Origin of the sequence: Streptomyces sp. S465, assembly GCF_026898115.1 — a bacterium.
In the GTDB taxonomy this organism is placed as follows: Bacteria; Actinomycetota; Actinomycetes; order Streptomycetales; family Streptomycetaceae; genus Streptomyces; species Streptomyces luomodiensis.
In genome coordinates this window covers 7215832-7232475 of sequence record NZ_CP114036.1, presented here as the reverse complement: position 1 = coordinate 7232475, position 16644 = coordinate 7215832, and the positions used below count along the sequence as shown (strand labels likewise).

15 protein-coding genes are annotated in these 16644 nt (G+C 71.6%); 1 reads left to right on the top strand and 14 read right to left on the bottom strand.

The features are described 5' to 3' along the window. Nucleotides 1-89: 89 nt before the first annotated feature. Nucleotides 90-1898, top strand: a complete 1809-nt coding sequence (locus tag N6H00_RS30605; protein ID WP_268975063.1) for an SGNH/GDSL hydrolase family protein — start codon at nucleotides 90-92, stop codon at nucleotides 1896-1898. Between the two features lie 47 nt (nucleotides 1899-1945). Here N6H00_RS30605 and N6H00_RS30600 read toward each other — a convergent pair whose 3' ends face one another. The 14 genes from N6H00_RS30600 to N6H00_RS30535 form a co-directional block, all read right to left on the bottom strand. Beyond that, entirely contained in the window at nucleotides 1946-2725 is a 780-nt protein-coding gene (locus N6H00_RS30600; RefSeq protein WP_268975062.1) for an exodeoxyribonuclease III, read from the bottom strand. A gap of 69 nt (nucleotides 2726-2794) precedes the next feature. Next, the gene (locus tag N6H00_RS30595; RefSeq protein ID WP_268975061.1) at nucleotides 2795-3442 is read right to left on the bottom strand and encodes an MBL fold metallo-hydrolase; all 648 of its coding nucleotides are present in this window, start codon (nucleotides 3440-3442) and stop codon (nucleotides 2795-2797) included. Nucleotides 3443-3480: 38 nt separating this feature from the next. Continuing rightward, a complete protein-coding gene (gene pcaDC / locus N6H00_RS30590; RefSeq protein WP_268975060.1) occupies nucleotides 3481-4770 on the bottom strand; it encodes a bifunctional 3-oxoadipate enol-lactonase/4-carboxymuconolactone decarboxylase PcaDC in 1290 nt (429 codons plus the stop codon). Between the two features lie 65 nt (nucleotides 4771-4835). Continuing rightward, complete coding sequence (locus N6H00_RS30585; protein ID WP_268975059.1) at nucleotides 4836-5447, bottom strand: hypothetical protein; 612 nt, start codon at nucleotides 5445-5447, stop codon at nucleotides 4836-4838. Beyond that, nucleotides 5444-6598: an ROK family glucokinase gene (locus N6H00_RS30580; RefSeq protein ID WP_268975058.1), complete on the bottom strand. Its 1155-nt coding sequence runs from the start codon at nucleotides 6596-6598 to the stop codon at nucleotides 5444-5446. The genes N6H00_RS30585 and N6H00_RS30580 overlap by 4 nt, the downstream gene beginning before the upstream one ends. Nucleotides 6599-6824: 226 nt before the next feature. Continuing rightward, nucleotides 6825-7709 carry an ATP-binding cassette domain-containing protein gene (locus N6H00_RS30575; protein WP_268975057.1) on the bottom strand — a complete coding sequence of 295 codons (885 nt, stop codon included), beginning with the start codon at nucleotides 7707-7709 and terminating at the stop codon, nucleotides 6825-6827. Beyond that, nucleotides 7706-8758 carry an ABC transporter permease gene (locus tag N6H00_RS30570; protein WP_268975056.1) on the bottom strand — a complete coding sequence of 351 codons (1053 nt, stop codon included), beginning with the start codon at nucleotides 8756-8758 and terminating at the stop codon, nucleotides 7706-7708. Before N6H00_RS30570 ends, N6H00_RS30575 begins: the two co-directional genes overlap by 4 nt. After that, nucleotides 8755-9744: a sugar ABC transporter substrate-binding protein gene (locus tag N6H00_RS30565; RefSeq protein WP_268975055.1), complete on the bottom strand. Its 990-nt coding sequence runs from the start codon at nucleotides 9742-9744 to the stop codon at nucleotides 8755-8757. Before N6H00_RS30565 ends, N6H00_RS30570 begins: the two co-directional genes overlap by 4 nt. Nucleotides 9745-9988: 244 nt before the next feature. Then, on the bottom strand, nucleotides 9989-10756 hold the full coding sequence (locus N6H00_RS30560; protein ID WP_268977169.1) for a GntR family transcriptional regulator: 768 nt from the start codon (nucleotides 10754-10756) through the stop codon (nucleotides 9989-9991). Nucleotides 10757-10879: 123 nt separating this feature from the next. Next, nucleotides 10880-11863 (bottom strand): ABC transporter ATP-binding protein, encoded by a 984-nt coding sequence (locus tag N6H00_RS30555; RefSeq protein WP_268975054.1) that lies wholly within the window; start codon nucleotides 11861-11863, stop codon nucleotides 10880-10882. Continuing rightward, entirely contained in the window at nucleotides 11860-13041 is a 1182-nt protein-coding gene (locus tag N6H00_RS30550; protein ID WP_268975053.1) for an ABC transporter ATP-binding protein, read from the bottom strand. Before N6H00_RS30550 ends, N6H00_RS30555 begins: the two co-directional genes overlap by 4 nt. Beyond that, a complete protein-coding gene (locus N6H00_RS30545) occupies nucleotides 13038-13913 on the bottom strand; it encodes an ABC transporter permease (RefSeq protein WP_268975052.1) in 876 nt (291 codons plus the stop codon). The genes N6H00_RS30550 and N6H00_RS30545 overlap by 4 nt, the downstream gene beginning before the upstream one ends. Then, complete coding sequence (locus tag N6H00_RS30540) at nucleotides 13910-14893, bottom strand: ABC transporter permease (RefSeq protein WP_268975051.1); 984 nt, start codon at nucleotides 14891-14893, stop codon at nucleotides 13910-13912. Before N6H00_RS30540 ends, N6H00_RS30545 begins: the two co-directional genes overlap by 4 nt. Nucleotides 14894-14910: 17 nt before the next feature. Continuing rightward, nucleotides 14911-16590: an ABC transporter substrate-binding protein gene (locus N6H00_RS30535; RefSeq protein WP_268975050.1), complete on the bottom strand. Its 1680-nt coding sequence runs from the start codon at nucleotides 16588-16590 to the stop codon at nucleotides 14911-14913. Nucleotides 16591-16644 lie beyond the last annotated feature (54 nt).

Sequence of the window (16644 nt, the reverse complement as noted above, 5' to 3'; positions counted from 1 at the left end):
TGCTTGTCTTGACGACACCCACCCGCCTCCGTACGTTCTCTCCGCGCCTGTCGAATCAGCGCTCCGGTTGGTTGCGAGAGGGGACACCTATGCGCGTCGCGAGACCGTGGACAGCGGCCGGGATCGTCGCGGGAGGTGTCGGCCTCGTCCTCCTCGCCCCCGCGGCCCCCGCGCCGGCCGCCCCGCAGACCCACAAGCCGCTCCCTTTGGAGCGGCTTTTCGACAACCGGGCGGTCAGCGAGGACGCCCGGCCGGGTGACGCCGACTTCGACGGTGCGGGCACCTCGCTCTCCGCCACCGATCTCCGGACCGCCGGCTGGACTCCGGGGCGGCGCATCGGCCTGGACGCGGCGCGGCTGACCTGGCCGAGGAGCGCGGGGGCAGGGCCCGACAACGTGATCGCCGACGGGCAGGCGGTGCGGCTGCGCGGCCGTGGCGAGGCGCTGACCTTCCTGGTGGCGAGCAGTTCACCACAGGGCCCCGGCGCCGGGGCGAGCGGCGTCGGAGCGGTGCGCTACCGGGACGGGTCGAGTGCTCCCTACACGCTGAGCGCGCCCGACTGGCGGACGGGCCCCGCCGCCACCAAGGCCGTCGGCCTCCCCCACCTCAACACCGCGGCCGGGCAGCGGCAGGAGACGGCCCGGCTGTACGCGGTGACGGTGCCGGTGCGACGCGGCCGGCAGATCGCGTCGGTGGTGCTGCCGAAGGACCCGGGACCGGCGGCCGATCTCCATGTCTTCGCCCTCGCGCTGCGGCAGCCCGGGTACGGCTGGACCGGCAGCTGGGCGGCGAGCACCGCCGGGTACACCAAGGTCGGGCCGTGGACGGATCAGACGCTGCGGCTGGTGGTGCACACCAGCGCGGGCGGGCCGGGCGTCCGGGTCCGGCTGGAGAACACCTTCGCCGCGGCGCCCGTGGAGATCGGCGGGGCGACGGTCGCGCTCCAGGCGAGCGGCGCGGCGGCGCGCGGCACACCGGTGCCGCTGACCTTCGGCGGGCGGCCGGCGACCTCGATCCCGGCGGGCGCCCAGGTGTTCAGCGATCCGGTGGACTTCCCGGTCCCGGCGGACGCCAATCTGCTGGTGAGCATGCATCTGCCGGGGCCGGTCGAGGCGGTGCCGGTGCACAGCCAGGCCACCCAGCGGTCGTATCTGAGCGTGGCGGGCAGCGGTGACCGGACCGGTGAGCAGGGCGCCGAGTCCTATACCGGCACCCTCACCACCTGGCCGTTCCTGACCGGGGTCGATGTGCGGGGCGGGCCCGGTTCGGTGGTGACGCTGGGTGACTCGATCACCGACGGCACCAAGTCGACCCGTGACGCCAACCACCGCTGGCCCGATGTGCTCTCCCGCCGGCTGCGCGGTCAGTTGGAGGTCCCGGCGTACGGCGTGCTCAACGCGGGCATCTCGGCCAACCGGGTGGTCGCCGACCGCTATCCGGGCGAGGGCGTCAGTACGGACACCGGCGGGGTGAGCGCACAGCACCGGCTGGAGCGGGATGTGCTCGCCCAGACCGGGGTCCGTACGGTTGTCGTCTTCCAGGGCATCAACGATCTGCGGTGGGGCAGTTCGGCCGAGGAGCTGATCGCGGGGCTGCGGTCCGTCGCGGCGCGGGCGCGTGAGCGCGGGCTGCGGGTGGTCGGGGCGACGATCGCCCCGTGCGAGGGCGAGTCGCTGTGCACGGCGGACGCGGACGCGCGGCGCTCGGCCGTCAACGCCTTCATCCGGGACAGCGGCGGGGTGTTCGATGCCGTGCTGGACTTCGACGCGGTGGTCCGGGACCCCGGCCACCCGGCGCGGATCCTGCCCGCCTACGACAGCGGGGACCATCTGCATCCGGGGGACGCGGGGTTGGCGGCGCTGGCGGAGTCGATCGACCTGCGGAAGCTGGTGGGGTAGGGGAGCCCAGGGGGCTCCCCCTGCGTGAGGACGTCCCGCCCCGGGTGTCACACCTCCAGGTCGACGACGACCGGGGCGTGGTCGGACGCGCCCTTGCCCTTGCGCTCCTCGCGGTCCACGTACGCGTCGTCCACCGCCTTGGCGAACGGCGCGTTGCCGTAGACCAGGTCGATGCGCATCCCGCGGTTCTTGGGGAAGCACAGCTCCCGGTAGTCCCAGTAGGTGAACGGGCGGTCGTACTTAAGCGGCCGCGGCACCACGTCCGAAAGACCCGCCTCCCGCAGCGCCGCCAGGGCGTCCCGCTCCAGGTCCGTCACATGGGTCAGCCCCTCGAACCGGGCGCGGTCCCAGACGTCCTCGTCGGTCGGCGCCACATTGAAGTCGCCGAGGACCGCGAAGGGACGCTCACCGGCCGCGTCGTCGGCGACGGCCGTGCGCAGCGCCTGAAGCCAGCGCAGCTTGTAGTCGTAGTGGGGGTGGCCGATCTCCCGGCCGTTGGGCACGTACACCGACCAGAGGCGGACCGGGCCGCAGGTGGCGCCTATCGCCCGCGGCTCCTGGCCGCCGTCGTAGTCCGGGCCGCCGGGGAGGCCCACGGTGACGTCGGTGAGACCGGCCTTGGAGAGCAGCGCCACGCCGTTCCACCGCCCGGTGGCGTTGACCGCGGCCTCGTAGCCGAGCTCGCGCAGCGGCTCGTAGGGGAAGGCGGACTCGGCGCACTTGGTCTCCTGGACGCACAGGACGTCCGTGCCGCTGCTCTCCAGCCAGGCGAGCAGCCGGGGCAGCCGGGCGGTGATCGAATTGACGTTCCAGGTCGCGATGCGCATAGGGGACAACCTACATCCCGGGTGTGACAGCCGGTCCGGCCCGCACCGGCTGCCGGCCCGCGGAAGGCGTCAGACGGTGAGGGACTCGCCCGGTGTCAGCCGCAGGTGCTCGGCGCCGCCCGTACCGGGGCCGTCGGGGCCGAGCATCCGGCCGTAGACCATGGGCGCCACCTCGGACAGCAGGGCGTCGTGGATGTCGACGGCCCGGCGCGGGGCCACCGCGCGGACGTAGTCGATGACCTCGGCGACCTTGTTCCAGGGGGCGTGCACCGGCAGCATCAGCGTGTCCACCCGGCGCCCGGCGGGCACGGTGAGCGCGTCGCCGGGGTGGAAGAGGGTGCCGTCCACCAGATAGCCCACATTGGTGATCCGCGGGATGTCGGGGTGGATGACCGCGTGCAGCTGGCCGTGCACCTCGATGTCGAATCCCGCCGCGGTGAAGGTGTCGCCCTCCCCCACGGTGTGCACCCGCCCGGGGAACGCCGCCGAGACCTGGCCGGCGACGCTGGAGAGCGTCCAGATGTGGGCGGCGGGGTTGGCGTCCAGCGCCGTGCGCAGCCGCTCCTCGTTGAAGTGGTCGAAGTGCTCGTGGGTGACCAGGATCGCGTCGGCGCCGACCGCCGCGTCCTCTTCGCTGAACGCTCCGGGATCGATGACGAGCGTCTGCCCGTCCTTCTCGAGCCGGACGCAGGCATGGCCCTTCTTGGTGAGCTTCATGGAGATCATTGTGCTACCGCGGTCCCCCGGTGGCCGTGCTACCCCTCCGGGCTGGTCTCCTCGCGGATGACGCGCTGGGCCACGGCGAAGGCGGAGTTCGCGGCCGGCACCCCGCAGTAGACGCCGGTGTGCAGCAGCACCTCCTTGATCTCGGTGGGGGTCAGTCCGTTGCGCAGCGCGGCCCGGGTGTGGGCGGCGAGGTCGTCGAGGTGGCCGCGGGCGGCGAGGGCGGTGAGGGTGACGACGCTGCGGGTGCGCCGGTCGATACCGGGCCGGGTCCACACCTCGCCCCAGGCGTAGCGGGTGATGAAGTCGTCGAAGTCGCCGGTGAACTCATCCGCCAGGGACTGCGCGTGGTCCACATGGGCGTCGCCGAGCACCTCGCGGCGCACCTTGATGCCCTGGTCGTACGCATCGGCGCGGGCGTCCAGCAGCGGCTCGGGCAGGTTCTCGGTGGGCTCGGCGATCTCGGCGACGGGCTGCTGTACGGGCGACAGGAGGGGCTTGGGCGGGGGCGTGGGGATCGCGGTCATCCCGGTCGGGTGGTCCGAGGACTGCCAGGAGCCGGAGAAGTGGCGCACCAGCAGATCGGTGACGGCCGCCGGCTGTTCGACGGGGGTGAGGTGGGAGGCGCCGGGGACGAGCGCGAGCCGGGCGTCGGCGATGCCGGCGACCAGGACGCGGGCGTCGGCGGCGGGGGTGACCTGGTCCTCGGCGCCGGCCACCACGAGGGTGGGGATGCCGATCCGGCTGAGCTCGGCGCGGATGTCGAAGGCTGCGAGGGCCTCGCAGGCGGCGATGTAGCAGCCGGGGTCGGTGGTGCGGACCATCTGGACGGCCCAGTCGACGATGGCGGGCTGGGCGGCGGCGAAGGCGGGGGTGAACCAGCGCTCGGGGGTGGCGCGGGCGATCGGGTCCAGGCCGTTGGTGCGGACCACGACGCCGCGCTGCCGGAAGGAGTCGGCGGTGCCGAAGCGCGGGGAGGCGGAGACCAGGGCGAGTGAGCCCACTCTCTGGGGTTGCCGGAGGGCGAGTTCGGCGCCGATGGCCCCGCCGATCGAGCAGCCCGCGTAGCCGAAGCGCTCGATGCCGATCTCGTCGAGGGTGGCCAGCAGCCGGGCGGCGAGGTCGGCCACGGAGTGGGCCGGGTGGGCGGGCGCGCCGCCGTGGCCGGGGAGGTCGAAGCGGAGGACGCGCCAGTGGCGGGACAGCTCGGGTATCTGGCGGTCCCACATGTGCCAGGTGGTGCCCAGCGACGGTCCGAGGACGAGCACGGGCCCGTCTTCGGGGCCGTCGGTCCGGTACTGAAGTGTCTTCGTCTCACTCACCCGAAAAAGGTATCCGACACGGGTGGCGGGCCTTTCGGCCCCATTGCCCCCGGGATGCGAAGGACCTACGGAGTGACCGTCGAGACCACGTACACCTTGGGATGCGACGGGTTGTCGAACTTGACCGTGATGCTCAGCTTGGGTTGCGGTTCCTTCTGCTTGAGCACCATTCCGGCCCAGTCGTGACCGGGCGCCCCGACCTGCCAGCCGACCTTCTCCGCCTGCTTCCCGGTGATGGTCACCGCGCCCTTCTCCAGGGCGGTGCGGTGGGTGCCGATCCGGGTCAGGAAGGTGTCGAGCCCCTGGGGGGAGGTGACGAACTGCACGTACATCGTGCTGACCTTCCAGGAGTTCGTCTCGTAGAAGGCGACCTTGCGGGAGTAGGCGGGCACCGGCACGTCGTAGATGCGCCGCTGCACCCGGGTCGGATAGCCCGCGGTGAGGCCCTTGGCCGACGCCGCCTCCGCCTTCTCCTCACCGCCGCTGCGGCTCTGGATGGCGGAGATCACCAGATAGCCCGCCGGGATCGTGATCAGCAGGAAGACGACCAGGGCCTTGAGCCAGCGGCGCGGCGGACGGCCCCCCTGGCCGCCGGCCGGCCCGGGGCTCTGCGGGGCGCCGCTGTCGCGGCCCGGCGGGACGGCGCCCGGCGCGGGGCGCTGCTCGGCGGCGGTCACTCGCGGCCTGCCTGGCTGCGCGGCGCCAGCCGCAGCGGGGAGGAGGACCCGGCGCGCTCGTACCGCTCGGTGCGGCGGCGGTTGGCCCGGCGGAAGCGACGGGCGACCAGCCGGGCGAGGTCGGCGGCGCCGACCATCCCGGCCTCGGGGCCGAGCTGCGCCTTGACGATCCGGGCCTCCGGCCGGTAGCCGCGGCCGGTGAGGGTGCGCCGGAAGGCGTCCCGGGCCGGGCCGATCAGCAGGTCGTCGGCGGCGCTGACGCCGCCGCCGATGACGAAGCAGGACGGGTCGAGGGCGGCGGCGAGGTTGGCGATGCCGACGCCGAGCCACTGGCCGATGTCCTGGAGGAGTTCGACGCACATGGCGTCGCCCTGCCGGGCCAGCTCGGTGATCAGCGGTCCGGTGATCTCCTGGATGTTGCCGCCGACCCGGTCGATGATCCCGTAGGCCACCGGCGATTCGGCGGCGGCCAGTTCACGGGCCTCGCGGACCAGCGCGTTGCCGGAGCTGTACTGCTCCCAGCAGCCGCGGTTGCCGCACGGGCAGCGGTGCCCGGCCGGGACGACCTGCATATGGCCGAATTCCCCGGCGACCCCGTACTTGCCGCGCTTGACCTGGCCGTCCTCCAGGATCGCGCCGCCGATCCCGGTACCGAGGGTGATCATGACGAGATGGTCCTCGCCGCGTCCGGCGCCGAACCGCCACTCCGCCCACGCGGCGGCGTTGGCGTCGTTGTCGACCATGACCGGGACGGCGAGCCGCTCCGCGAGCCGGTCCCGCAGCGGTTCGTTGCGCCAGGACAGATGGGGGGCGAACAGCACCCGGTTGCGGTCGGCGTCCACCCAGCCCGCGGCGCCGATGCCCACGGCGTGCACATCGTGCCGGTCGGAGAGGTCCAGCACCAGTTCGGTGATGGTGTCCTCGACGACCTTGGGGCTCTTGGACTTGTCCGGCGTCTCGGTGCGCTGCTTCTCGAGGATGTTGCCGTCGGCGTCGACCACCCCGGCCATCACCTTGGTGCCGCCGATGTCGATGCCGACCGTGGGCACCCGGGGCGCGGTGAGGTGCGAGCGGCGCTCGCGGGTGCCGACCGTCCGCAGGACGGTGGCTCGGGCCGAGCCCCGGTGCACTCGTTCGCGGTAGATGCTCATCGGCCGGCCCCCGGGGCCGTGTGGGGGGTGCGGTCGCTGCGGGTACGTGCTCGCAAGAGTTCGTCGTCCCTGCGGTGGTCTCGGGAGGCCGGGGCCTCGGATGCGTCGGTCGTGGCGGGTGTGGCCCGCCGTGCGATTGTGCCTCACCCGTGCCTCACGCCGCATGGCGAGCCTACGGCGCGCGGCCCGCGCGGAGCACCGGACGCGGCTCCGTGGCCCGGCCCGGTCAGCCCTTGGCGACCCCCTCGGACAGATCGGGGGCGGGGGTGCGGGCCAGTTCGTGGCTGAGCTGTTCCAGCTCGCTGCCGCCCGCCATCTGCCGGGTGAGCTCCTCCAGGGCGATCTCGTCCTTGGCGTGGCTGCCCGCCATGGTGCCGCGCTTGAGCAGCACGAAGCGGTCGCCGACGAGATAGGCGTGGTGCGGGTTGTGGGTGATGAGGACCACGCCGAGGCCCGCGTCCCGGGCGGCCGCGACGTACTTGAGCACGACCCCGGACTGCTTGACGCCCAGCGCCGCCGTCGGCTCGTCCAGGATGAGTACCTTCGCGCCGAAGTGGACGGCGCGGGCGATGGCCACGCACTGGCGCTGACCGCCGGAGAGGGTGCCGATGGGCTGGTCGACATCGCGCAGGTCGATGCCCATGCGCAGCAGTTCGCGGTGGGTCGTGGCGCGCATCGCCGCCACGTCCAGGCGGCGCAGCGGTCCGCGGCCCTTGTGGATCTCGGAGCCGAGGAAGAAGTTCCGCCACACCGGCATCAGCGGGACCACGGCGAGGTCCTGGTAGACCGTGGCGATACCGCGGTCGAGGGCCTCGCGGGGGGAGCCGAGCCGGACCTCCTCGCCCTCGATGGTGAAGCTGCCGCCGTCGTGCTGGTGCAGCCCGGCGACGATCTTGATGAGGGTGGACTTGCCCGCGCCGTTGTCACCGAGGACGCAGGTGATCTCCCCGGCGTGCACCTCGAGGGAGACGCCGTCCAGGGCCTTGACGTTGCCGTAGTACTTGCCGATCTCGCGCAGCGCGACCAGAGCCGTCCGGGACGGCTCGGAGGCCGCAGACGGCTCGGACGCCGGGGACGGCTCGGACGCCGGGGATGCCTTGGACGTACTCATTTGCTCTCCTCCGCCCGCTTGCGGACCCACCAGTTGAGCAGCGTGGCGAGCAACAGCATCGCCCCGAGGAAGAACTTGAACCAGTCGGCGCCCCACTGGGCGTACACGATGCCCTTGTTGGTCATGCCGAAGATGAACGCGCCGACGGCCGCACCGACCGCCGAGCCGTAGCCGCCGGTCAGCAGACAGCCGCCGATGACGGCCGCGATGATGTAGAGCAGTTCGTTGCCCACGCCCTCGCCGGACTGGACGACGTCGTAGTTGAACAGCAGATGCTGTCCGGAGATCCAGGCGGCCAGCGCGACGCCCAGATAGAGGCCGATCTTGGTGCGCGCCACCGGTACGCCGACCGCCCGCGCCGCCTCCTTGGCACCGCCCACCGCGAAGATCCAGTTCCCGGCGCGGGTGCGCAGCAGGACCCAGGTGGCGAGCGCGACCAGGGCCAGCCACCACACCACGGTGATCTGTATCTCGACGTCGCCGATGGTCAGGTGCGAGGCGAAGACCTTGTGGGCGGAGGGGAAGCCCTCCATGTCGGAGATGCTCTTGGTGGAGACGGTGTCGCTGATCAGCTTGGTGAAGCCGAGGTTGCAGCCCTGGAGGATCAGGAAGGTGCCGAGCGTGATGATGAAGCTCGGCAGGTTGGTGCGGACCAGCAGATAGCCGTTGAAGAAGCCGATCGCGAGGGTGGCCAGCAGGGACACCCCGACACCGACCCAGACGTTCGCCGTCATCTGGTACGAGAACATCGAGGAGATCAGCGCCGAGCTGGTCACCAGGACCCCGGTGGACAGGTCGAACTCCCCGCCGATCATCAGCAGCGCGACCGGCACCGCCATGATCCCGATGGTCGAGGAGGCGTACAGCACGGTGCTGAAGCTCGACCACTGGAGGAAGGCGTCGGCGACGACCGAGAAGAAGACGAAGACGGCGACGGCGCCGACGACCGCGCCCAGCTCCGGCCGGCCCACGAGCCGGCGCGGCAGCGAGCCGCGCACCGGCGGTCCGCCGACCAGTTCCTCCTCCACGGGCGGTGCCTGCGCGCTCATCGGGTCCCCCGCTTCGTATACGCCGCGAGCTGGGCGGCGTCGTCCTTGGTGATGATCTGCGGACCGGTCAGCACCGGGCGTCCGCCGCCGAGCACATCGGCGTTGTAGCGGTTGAGCCACAGCAGGTCCACGGCCTCGTAGCCCTGGAGGTACGGCTGCTGGTCCACGGCGAAGCCGAGCGTGCCGTTCTGCAGCGCGGCGGCGACCTTGGCGTTGAGGTCGAAGGTGTCGATCTCGGCGTCGCTGCCGGCCTGCTCGGCGGCCTTGGCGGCGGTGTCGGCGAAGGGCGCGCCGAGGGCGAGCACGGTGTCGATGCCCTTGTCCGACTGGAGCTTGGCCTCGACCGAGGACTGCACATCGGGCATGTTGGTGCCCTCGACGTAGATCTTCTCCAGCTTGCCGTCGAAGGTCTTGGCCGCGCCGTCGCAGCGCTGCTCCAGGCCCACGTTGCCCTGCTCGTGGATCACGCACAGGGCCTTCTTGCGGCCCCGCTTGTTGAGCTCGTCGCCGACGGCCTCGCCCGCGATGGTCTCGTCCTGGCCGATGTGGGTGAGCGCGCCCATGGCCTTGGACACCTCGGAGCCGGAGTTCACCGTGATCACCGGTATCCCGGCCTTCTGGGCCTTCTTCATCACGGACTTCATGGCGTCGGGCTTGGCGAGGGTGACGATCAGACCGTCGACCTTCTGGTCGAGGTAGGACTGGACCAGCTGGGCCTGCTCCTTGCCCTCCTCGTTGTGGGCGTAGAGGAACTTGATGTTGTCCTTGACCGCGGCCTGCTTGGCGCCGCTCTGGACGATGTCCCAGAAGGTGTCGCCGTCGCCGGAGTGGGTGACCATCGCGAAGGTCCACTTCGGGGTGTTGACCGCCGCCCGCCCACCGGCGGCCGCCTCCCGGGCGGCCCGCTCCTCGGCGCGCTTACCGCCCGTACTGCTACAGCCCGCCAGGGCCGTACCCAGAACCGCCGCGAGCACGGCGGCGGTCATCGCGCGTGCCCCTCTCCGCACCTTCGCCACGAAGACCCGCCCTTCTCACTGTGTGTTCGTCCCGCTGTCACCTTCGTGGCCGGGCACCGCATGATCGGGCCCGGCCGCCGCCAAGTATCCGTCACCGGCTCTCGCCGGAGCTTCCGGGGTGCTCGACGGGGCCGCCCGGCCGCCCCGTGGCGGCTGGGGGACTTGTAGCGGGGGGCGCGGGCCACGTCAACGGGTCGGGCCGGGAACGCCCGGCTCAGGGGCGTACGAGCAGCTGGAACTCGAAGGCGTAGCGGGAGGCCCGGTAGGTGTGCGAGCCGAACTCCACGGCCCGGCCGGTGTCGTCGAACGTCGTGCGCTCCATGGTCAGCAGCGGGGCGCCGGCCGGCTCGCCGAGCCGCTCCCCCTCCTCGGCGGTGGCCGCGCGGGCGCCGACCGCCTGGCGGGCGCTGTGCAGGGTGATCCCCGCCGCGCGCATCAGCCGGTAGAGACCGGTGCGCTCCAGGTCGGCGCTGTCCAGCTTGAGCAGGCCCACCGGGAGGTGGTTGCGCAGATGGGCCATGGGCTCGCCGTGCGCCAGCCGCAGCCGCTCGATCAGCACCACCTCGGCGCCCTCGGCGATGCCGAGCGCGGCGGCCACCTCAGCGGTCGCGGACTCGGTGGTGTTCCGCAGCACCCGGGTGGCGGGGCGCTGGCCGGCCGCCTCCAGGTCGTCGTAGAGGCTGCTCAGCTCCAGCGGACGCTTGACCTGGCTGTGCACCACCTGGGTGCCCACGCCCCGGCGGCGCACCAGCAGCCCCTTGTCCACCAGCGACTGGATGGCCTGACGGACGGTGGGCCGGGACAGTCCGAGCCGTCCGGCCAGCTCGATCTCGTTGCCGAGCAGGCTTCCGGGCGCCAGCCGCCCCTTCTCGATCGCCGTCTCCAGCTGCTGGGACAGCTGGAAGTACAGGGGGACCGGACTGCTGCGGTCGACACTGAGCTGGAGCGCCTCCGCCCCGCCCGAAGAGTCTTCTTCCTCCATAGCCACGGCCCGAGGGTATCCGGATGAGCACATGACGGGAAGTTGTGAAGTTTTATTGTCCGGACAAACCACGCAGGGTGGCGCGCCGGGCCGGGCCGACAACGTCCACAGCCGTGTCACCCGTCACGGCCGTGCACCGCCGTCCGCCCCCACCAGCCAGCACCGGGCGCGGTGCCCCGGTCCGGCCTCGAGCTCCGGCGGCCGCCGCGCACAGGCGTCCATCGCGAACGGACAGCGCGGCCGGAAGCGGCAGCCGTCCCCCACCACCACCTCGCGCCGCTCGGCGTCCCGCCGCTCCCGCGCCGCCAGCCGCGCGGCCCGCGCGGCCCGGGTCCGCTCCCGGCTCGCCCCGGAGCTGGGCGCGGCGGCGGCCAGCAGCTGGGTGTAGGGGTGACGCGGGGCCAGGATCACCTCGTCGCCGGGGCCGCGCTCGACGATCTCGCCCCGGTACATCACCATCACCTCGGACGAGAAGTGCCGGGCGGTGGCCAGATCGTGGGTGACGTAGAGCAGCGCCAGCCCGCGCTCCTCCTTGAGCCGGTCCAGCAGCCCCAGGATCTCCAGCCGGATCGACACGTCCAGCATCGACACCGGCTCATCGGCCAGCAGCACTTCGGGCCCGGGGGCGAGCGCACGGGCGATCGCCACCCGCTGCCGCTGCCCGCCGGACAGCTCGTGCGGCCGCTTGTCCGCCATGTCGGCGGCCGGCGTCAGGTTCACCGACCGCAGCAGCTCCGCCACTTTCGCCGCCACGTCCGCCCCGCGCCGCGCCCGCTCGTTGACCAGCAGCGGACGGCGCAGATGGTGGCCGACGGTATGGGCGGGGTTGAGCGAGGCGAACGGGTCCTGGAACACCATCTGCACGGCCCTGCGGTACGCCGCACCGCGGGTGCGCCGCGCACCGGCGAGCCGGATCTCGCCGCCGCTGGGCGCCACCAGCCGGGCCAGCGCCCGCACCACGGTCGACTTCCCGCTCCCGGACTCCCCCACCAGCGCGATGGTCCGCCCCGCCGCCAGCGAGAACGACACCCGGTCCACGGCCCGGAAGGTCCCCCGCCCGCGCTGGGGATAGTCGACGGTGAGATCGGTCACCTCGAGCACGGTCACGACTGCCGCCTTTCGTCCAGGGCCCCGGCGCCGTACCCCGCCCCGGGCGGTACGGCGGAGGACGGCGCCCCTTCGCCGCCCGGTGCGCCGGGTGGGTCGGCGGCGTGCGCCAGGTGGCAGGCGGCCGAGCCGGCCGGGGCCACCGGCAGCAGCCGGGGCGGGTCGGTGGCGCAGGGGGCGAACGCGTGGTCGCAGCGCGGTGCGAAGGGGCAGCCGGGCAGGTCGTCGCGGAGGTCCGGCGGGGAGCCGGGGATACCGCGCAGGGTGCGCCGCTCCCCCGCCAGGTCGGGGAAGGAGCGCAGCAGACCCTGGGTGTAGGGGTGGGCGGGGCCGGCGGGACCAACAGAACCGAGGAGACCAGCAGCACCAGCAGAACCGCCAGCACCGGCGGAACCCCCGAACGGGGTCCGCTCCGCGCGTTCGGCAGGGCGGACGATGCGCTCGGCGGGGCCGTGCTCCACGATCGAGCCCGCGTACATCACCGCCAGCCGGTCGCTGATCTCCAGCAGCAGCGACAGGTCATGGGTGATGAAGACGACGCTGAAGCCCAGCTCGTCGCGGAGCCGCTGGACCTCGTCCAGGATCTCCCGCTGCACCACGACGTCGAGCGCCGTCGTGGGCTCGTCCATGATGACGATCTCCGGTTCGAGCGCGAGGGCCATCGCGATGACGACGCGCTGGCGCATCCCGCCGGACAGCTCATGCGGATAGGCGCGGGTCCGGGCCGGGTCGATGCCCACCATGTCCAGCAGCGCGCGGGCGCGCTCCCGGCGCTCGGGCCCGCGCATCGCGGGCCGGTGCGCCCGGAAGATGTCCTCGAACTGCCGGCCCACCGTGGTCACCGGGTTGAGCGCGTTCATGGCGCTCTGGAAGACGATCGACAGCGTGGACCAGCGGAAGGCGCGCAACGCCTCGCCCTCCAGGGCGAGTACGTCGGTCTCGGTGCCGTCGCGGCCGCGGTGGACGACCCGGCCCCCGGTGAGCCGCGCGGGCGGGCGCAGCATCCGGCCCACCGCGTAGGCGAGCGTGGACTTGCCGCAGCCGGACTCGCCCGCGATGCCGAGCAGTTCGCCCCGGCGCAGTTCGAAGCCGACGTCGCGGACGGCGCGGGTGGGGCGCGGCCCGTCGTACACCACGCTGAGGTGCTCGGCACGCAGCACCAGGTCATCGTCGGTCATCGGGTGCCCCTCAGGCGTGGATCGAGGACCTCGTCGAGGCCGAAGCTGATCAGCGACAGCGCCGTGCCGAGCACGGCGATACACAGGCCCGGCGGGATGAACCACCACCACGCGCCGCCGGTCAGCGCCTCCGCGTTCTGCGCGAAGTAGAGCATCGTGCCCCAGGTGAGGGTGGAGGGGTCGGCGAGGCCGAGGAACGCCAGACCGGCCTGGGTGAGCACCGCGAAGATCACCGCGAAGATGAACTGCGAGACGATGATGGCCAGCTCATTGGGGAGGATCTCGACCAGCACGATCCGCCACCGCTTCTCCCCGTAGACCCGCGCCGCCAGGACGTAGTCGCGGGTGCGCAGCGACAGCGTCTGGGCGCGCAGCACCCGGGCGGAGGCGGCCCAGCTGGTGAGGGCGATGACGAGGATGGTGGACCAGGTCCCGTCGCCCTTGACGTACGCGGCGACCACGATCACCAGCGGCAGGCTGGGGATCACCAGGAAGACGTTGCTGATCAGGGAGAACGTCTCGTCGGCGAGTCCGCCCAGGAAGCCGCCGCCGATGCCGATGACGATGGAGACGGCGGTGGCGAGCAGCGCCGCGGCGGCGCCGATCAGCAGGGTGCCCCGGGCGGCGACCACGAGCTGGGCGAAGACGTCCTGTCCGGTCTGGGTGGTGCCCAGCCAGTGCGCCCCGGAGGGGCCCACGCTCAGGTCCTGGCTGAACCGGTCGGGGTCCGTCACCAGCCAGGGGGCGAGCACGGCGGTGAGGACGAACACGGTGAGCACGGCCAGACCGGCGGTGAAGCGGCGGGAGCGCAGCGCGGGGCGCAGCCAGTCGCGGCCGGTGGCGGGGCGGGGCGGGGTGGCGATCGCGGTCATCGGGCCTGCCTGGTGCGGGGGTCGACGAGGCCGTACACCAGGTCCACCAGGAAGTTGGCGGCGAGCACGGCGAAGGTGATGACGAGGAAGACGGCCTGCATCAGCGGATAGTCGGTGTTCTGGACGGCCTGGAGCAGGGTGAAGCCCATGCCCGGATAGGAGAAGACGATCTCCATGACGAGCGATCCGCTGACGATGAAGCCCAGCGAGATGGCGAATCCGGCGACCGAGGGCAGCACGGCGTTACGGGCCGCGTAGCCGACCATGACGGTGCGCGGGGGCAGCCCCTTGGCCTCGGCGGCGGTGACGTAGTCCTCGGTGAGGGTGGAGACCATCATGTTGCGCATCCCCAGCATCCAGCCGCCGACCGAGCTGAGCACGATGGTGGCGGCGGGCAGCACCGCGTGTTCGGCGGCGGAGGAGAGGAAGGCGCCGTTCAGCCCCATGTCGAGGGTTTCGTCGTAGCCGCCGCCGAGCGGCAGCAGGCCCCACACCTGGCTGAAGAGGTAGAGCAGCAGCAGCGCCAGCCAGAAGTAGGGGATGGCGGCGAGGAAGGTGGTGGAGGGGACGAGGGAGTCGAACCAGCTGCCGCGCCGCCAGCCGGCCAGGGTGCCGAGGGTGATGCCCAGCACGACGCTGATGAGGGTGGCGCTGCCGACCAGGACGAGGGTCCAGGGGACGGCGTCGTCGAGCACATCGGTGACCGGGCTGGGGAAGTAGGTCACCGAGAGCCCGAAGTCGACGTGGCCGAGCGCCTTCAGATACTCCCCGTACTGGACGAGCAGATTGCCGTGGCCGAGGCCGAGCATATGGGCCAGGGCCTCCTCCTGACCGGGCTGGACGGGCCCGGACTGCGCCATGCGGGCGAGCATCAGCTGCACCGGGTCGCCCGGGATGAGCCGCGGCAGGAAGAAGTTGACGGTGATCGCCATCCAGGCGGCGATGGCGTAGAAGCCGAGCTTGCGCAGGACGTAGCGCACCGCGGTCGCCCCGTCCCCTACTTGCCCGTGACCGGTTTGATCCGGGCGGCGACCCAGCCGCCGTCCGGGTCCAGCCAGATGGACGGGGCGGCGTAGAGGTCGTCCTCGGTGGGATATCCGGTGACGCGGTTCCCGTTGAACTCCTGCTCGTTCTGGGCGGAGAAGAGCGGGATCAGCGGCATGTCCTTGATGAATTCCCGCTGAATCCGGTAGTACCAGGGCTTCTGCGCCGTCAGATCCGTGGTGCGGCCGATCTCGTCGAGGGCCTTGTCGACCGTGGCGTTGGCGTAACGGCCGAAATTGCCGACGTTGGTGGACTCACCGATCTTCGGGGGGATCGAGCTGTCCAGCATCTGGGCGTAGTAGGCCCGCGGATCGGGGGTGTACCCGGCGTTGTCGAGCAGCAGCTGGAACTGGCCGCGGGCCCGGTTGTTGGACCACTGGTTGTACGACTCGGGTTTGACGACGAGTTCGATACCGGCCTTCTTCAGCTGGTCCTTGGCCAGCTGGGCCACGCTGATGTAGTCGGTCCAGCCGGAGACGAGTTCCACCGTCACCGACAGCTTCCGGCCGTCCTTCTGCCACATTCCGCCGGCGCCCTTGGTGTAGCCGGAGGCGGTCAGATGGCGGTCGACCGCCCGCTGACCGGTCTCGATCCGCGCGTCCTTCAGCGACGGGTCGAGAACGGCCTGGTAGTTGGGGAGCAGCAGCGCCATGGGGTTGGCCGCGGGCGCCTGGCCGTCGTACACGCTCCGGTTCATGAAGTCGCGGTCCAGGGCGGCGCTGATCGCCTTGCGGACATGGACATCGGCGGTCGGGCCGCGCTGGGCGTTGGGTATCAGGGAGGTGGTCGCCAGCGGAATGTTGACCAGGTCGTACTTCTTGTTCTTGGCGAGATAGTTCTTCTTGACGTCGGGGATGAAACCGCCCGCCCAGTCGATCTGGCCGGAGATGACGGCGGCGTTGGCGGCGTTGTTCCCGGTGAAGTTCCGATACCGCATGATCTTGAAGTGCGGAAGGCCCTTGATGTAGTAGTCGTCCCGCGCCACGAGATCCATGGTCGTGCCCTTGACCGATTTCACCTTCCAGGGGCCGGTGCCCACCGGATTGGTGTTGAGCGTGGTGGTCTTCTCCTTGGCGGAGAGCGTGGACCAGATGTGCTTGGGCAGCATCTTCAGCTTGCCGAGAAGGAAGTACTCCTTGGTGTAGGCGGACTTGGTGAAGGTGACGACCACGGTGTTCTTCCCCTGCGCGGTCGCGGAGGCCACCGGAAGGGCGTACTGGTTCAGCGCCTTGTTGTCCCTGGTCATCTCGAAGGTGTAGGCGACGTCCTCGGCGGTGAACGGCTTGCCGTCGTTCCAGGTGACCTGTGTGCGCAAGCGGAGGCGGAGGGATTTCCCGCCGTCGGACCAGGTGTACTTGGTGGCCAGCCAGGGGTCGACCTCCCCGGTTCTGGCCGCGTTGAAGTGGAACAGCGGTTCGTAGATCATCCCGTTGGTCGCCTGGAGCGGCTGCGGGGCGTACGGATTGAAATTGCGGACGAAGTTGCCGGTGGAGCCGGTGGACACGGTCAGCACACCGCTCGCCCCACCACCCCCCGAACCGCCTCCGCCGCAGGCGGCGAGCGTCGAGGTGAGGACGAGTACGGCCCCCACGGCGAGCGCGCGGCGCGGACCGGCCGTTGTTCTCAACGTCATGGTGTCCCCTCGTTTCGTTGCGCGGTGTTCCGTTGCGCGATGTCGTGTGACGCG

Excerpts from the sequence above, each read along its gene's own strand:
- N6H00_RS30605 (WP_268975063.1), top strand. The coding sequence starts at position 90 with ATGCGCGTCGCGAGACCGTGGACAGCGGCCGGGATCGTCGCGGGAGGT.
- N6H00_RS30600 (WP_268975062.1), bottom strand. The coding sequence starts at position 2,725 with ATGCGCATCGCGACCTGGAACGTCAATTCGATCACCGCCCGGCTGCCC.
- N6H00_RS30595 (WP_268975061.1), bottom strand. The coding sequence starts at position 3,442 with ATGAAGCTCACCAAGAAGGGCCATGCCTGCGTCCGGCTCGAGAAGGAC.
- N6H00_RS30580 (WP_268975058.1), bottom strand. The coding sequence starts at position 6,598 with ATGAGCATCTACCGCGAACGAGTGCACCGGGGCTCGGCCCGAGCCACC.
- N6H00_RS30575 (WP_268975057.1), bottom strand. The coding sequence starts at position 7,709 with ATGAGTACGTCCAAGGCATCCCCGGCGTCCGAGCCGTCCCCGGCGTCC.
- N6H00_RS30570 (WP_268975056.1), bottom strand. The coding sequence starts at position 8,758 with ATGAGCGCGCAGGCACCGCCCGTGGAGGAGGAACTGGTCGGCGGACCG.
- N6H00_RS30565 (WP_268975055.1), bottom strand. The coding sequence starts at position 9,744 with ATGACCGCCGCCGTGCTCGCGGCGGTTCTGGGTACGGCCCTGGCGGGC.
- N6H00_RS30560 (WP_268977169.1), bottom strand. The coding sequence starts at position 10,756 with ATGGAGGAAGAAGACTCTTCGGGCGGGGCGGAGGCGCTCCAGCTCAGT.
- N6H00_RS30550 (WP_268975053.1), bottom strand. The coding sequence starts at position 13,041 with ATGACCGACGATGACCTGGTGCTGCGTGCCGAGCACCTCAGCGTGGTG.
- N6H00_RS30545 (WP_268975052.1), bottom strand. The coding sequence starts at position 13,913 with ATGACCGCGATCGCCACCCCGCCCCGCCCCGCCACCGGCCGCGACTGG.
- N6H00_RS30535 (WP_268975050.1), bottom strand. The coding sequence starts at position 16,590 with ATGACGTTGAGAACAACGGCCGGTCCGCGCCGCGCGCTCGCCGTGGGG.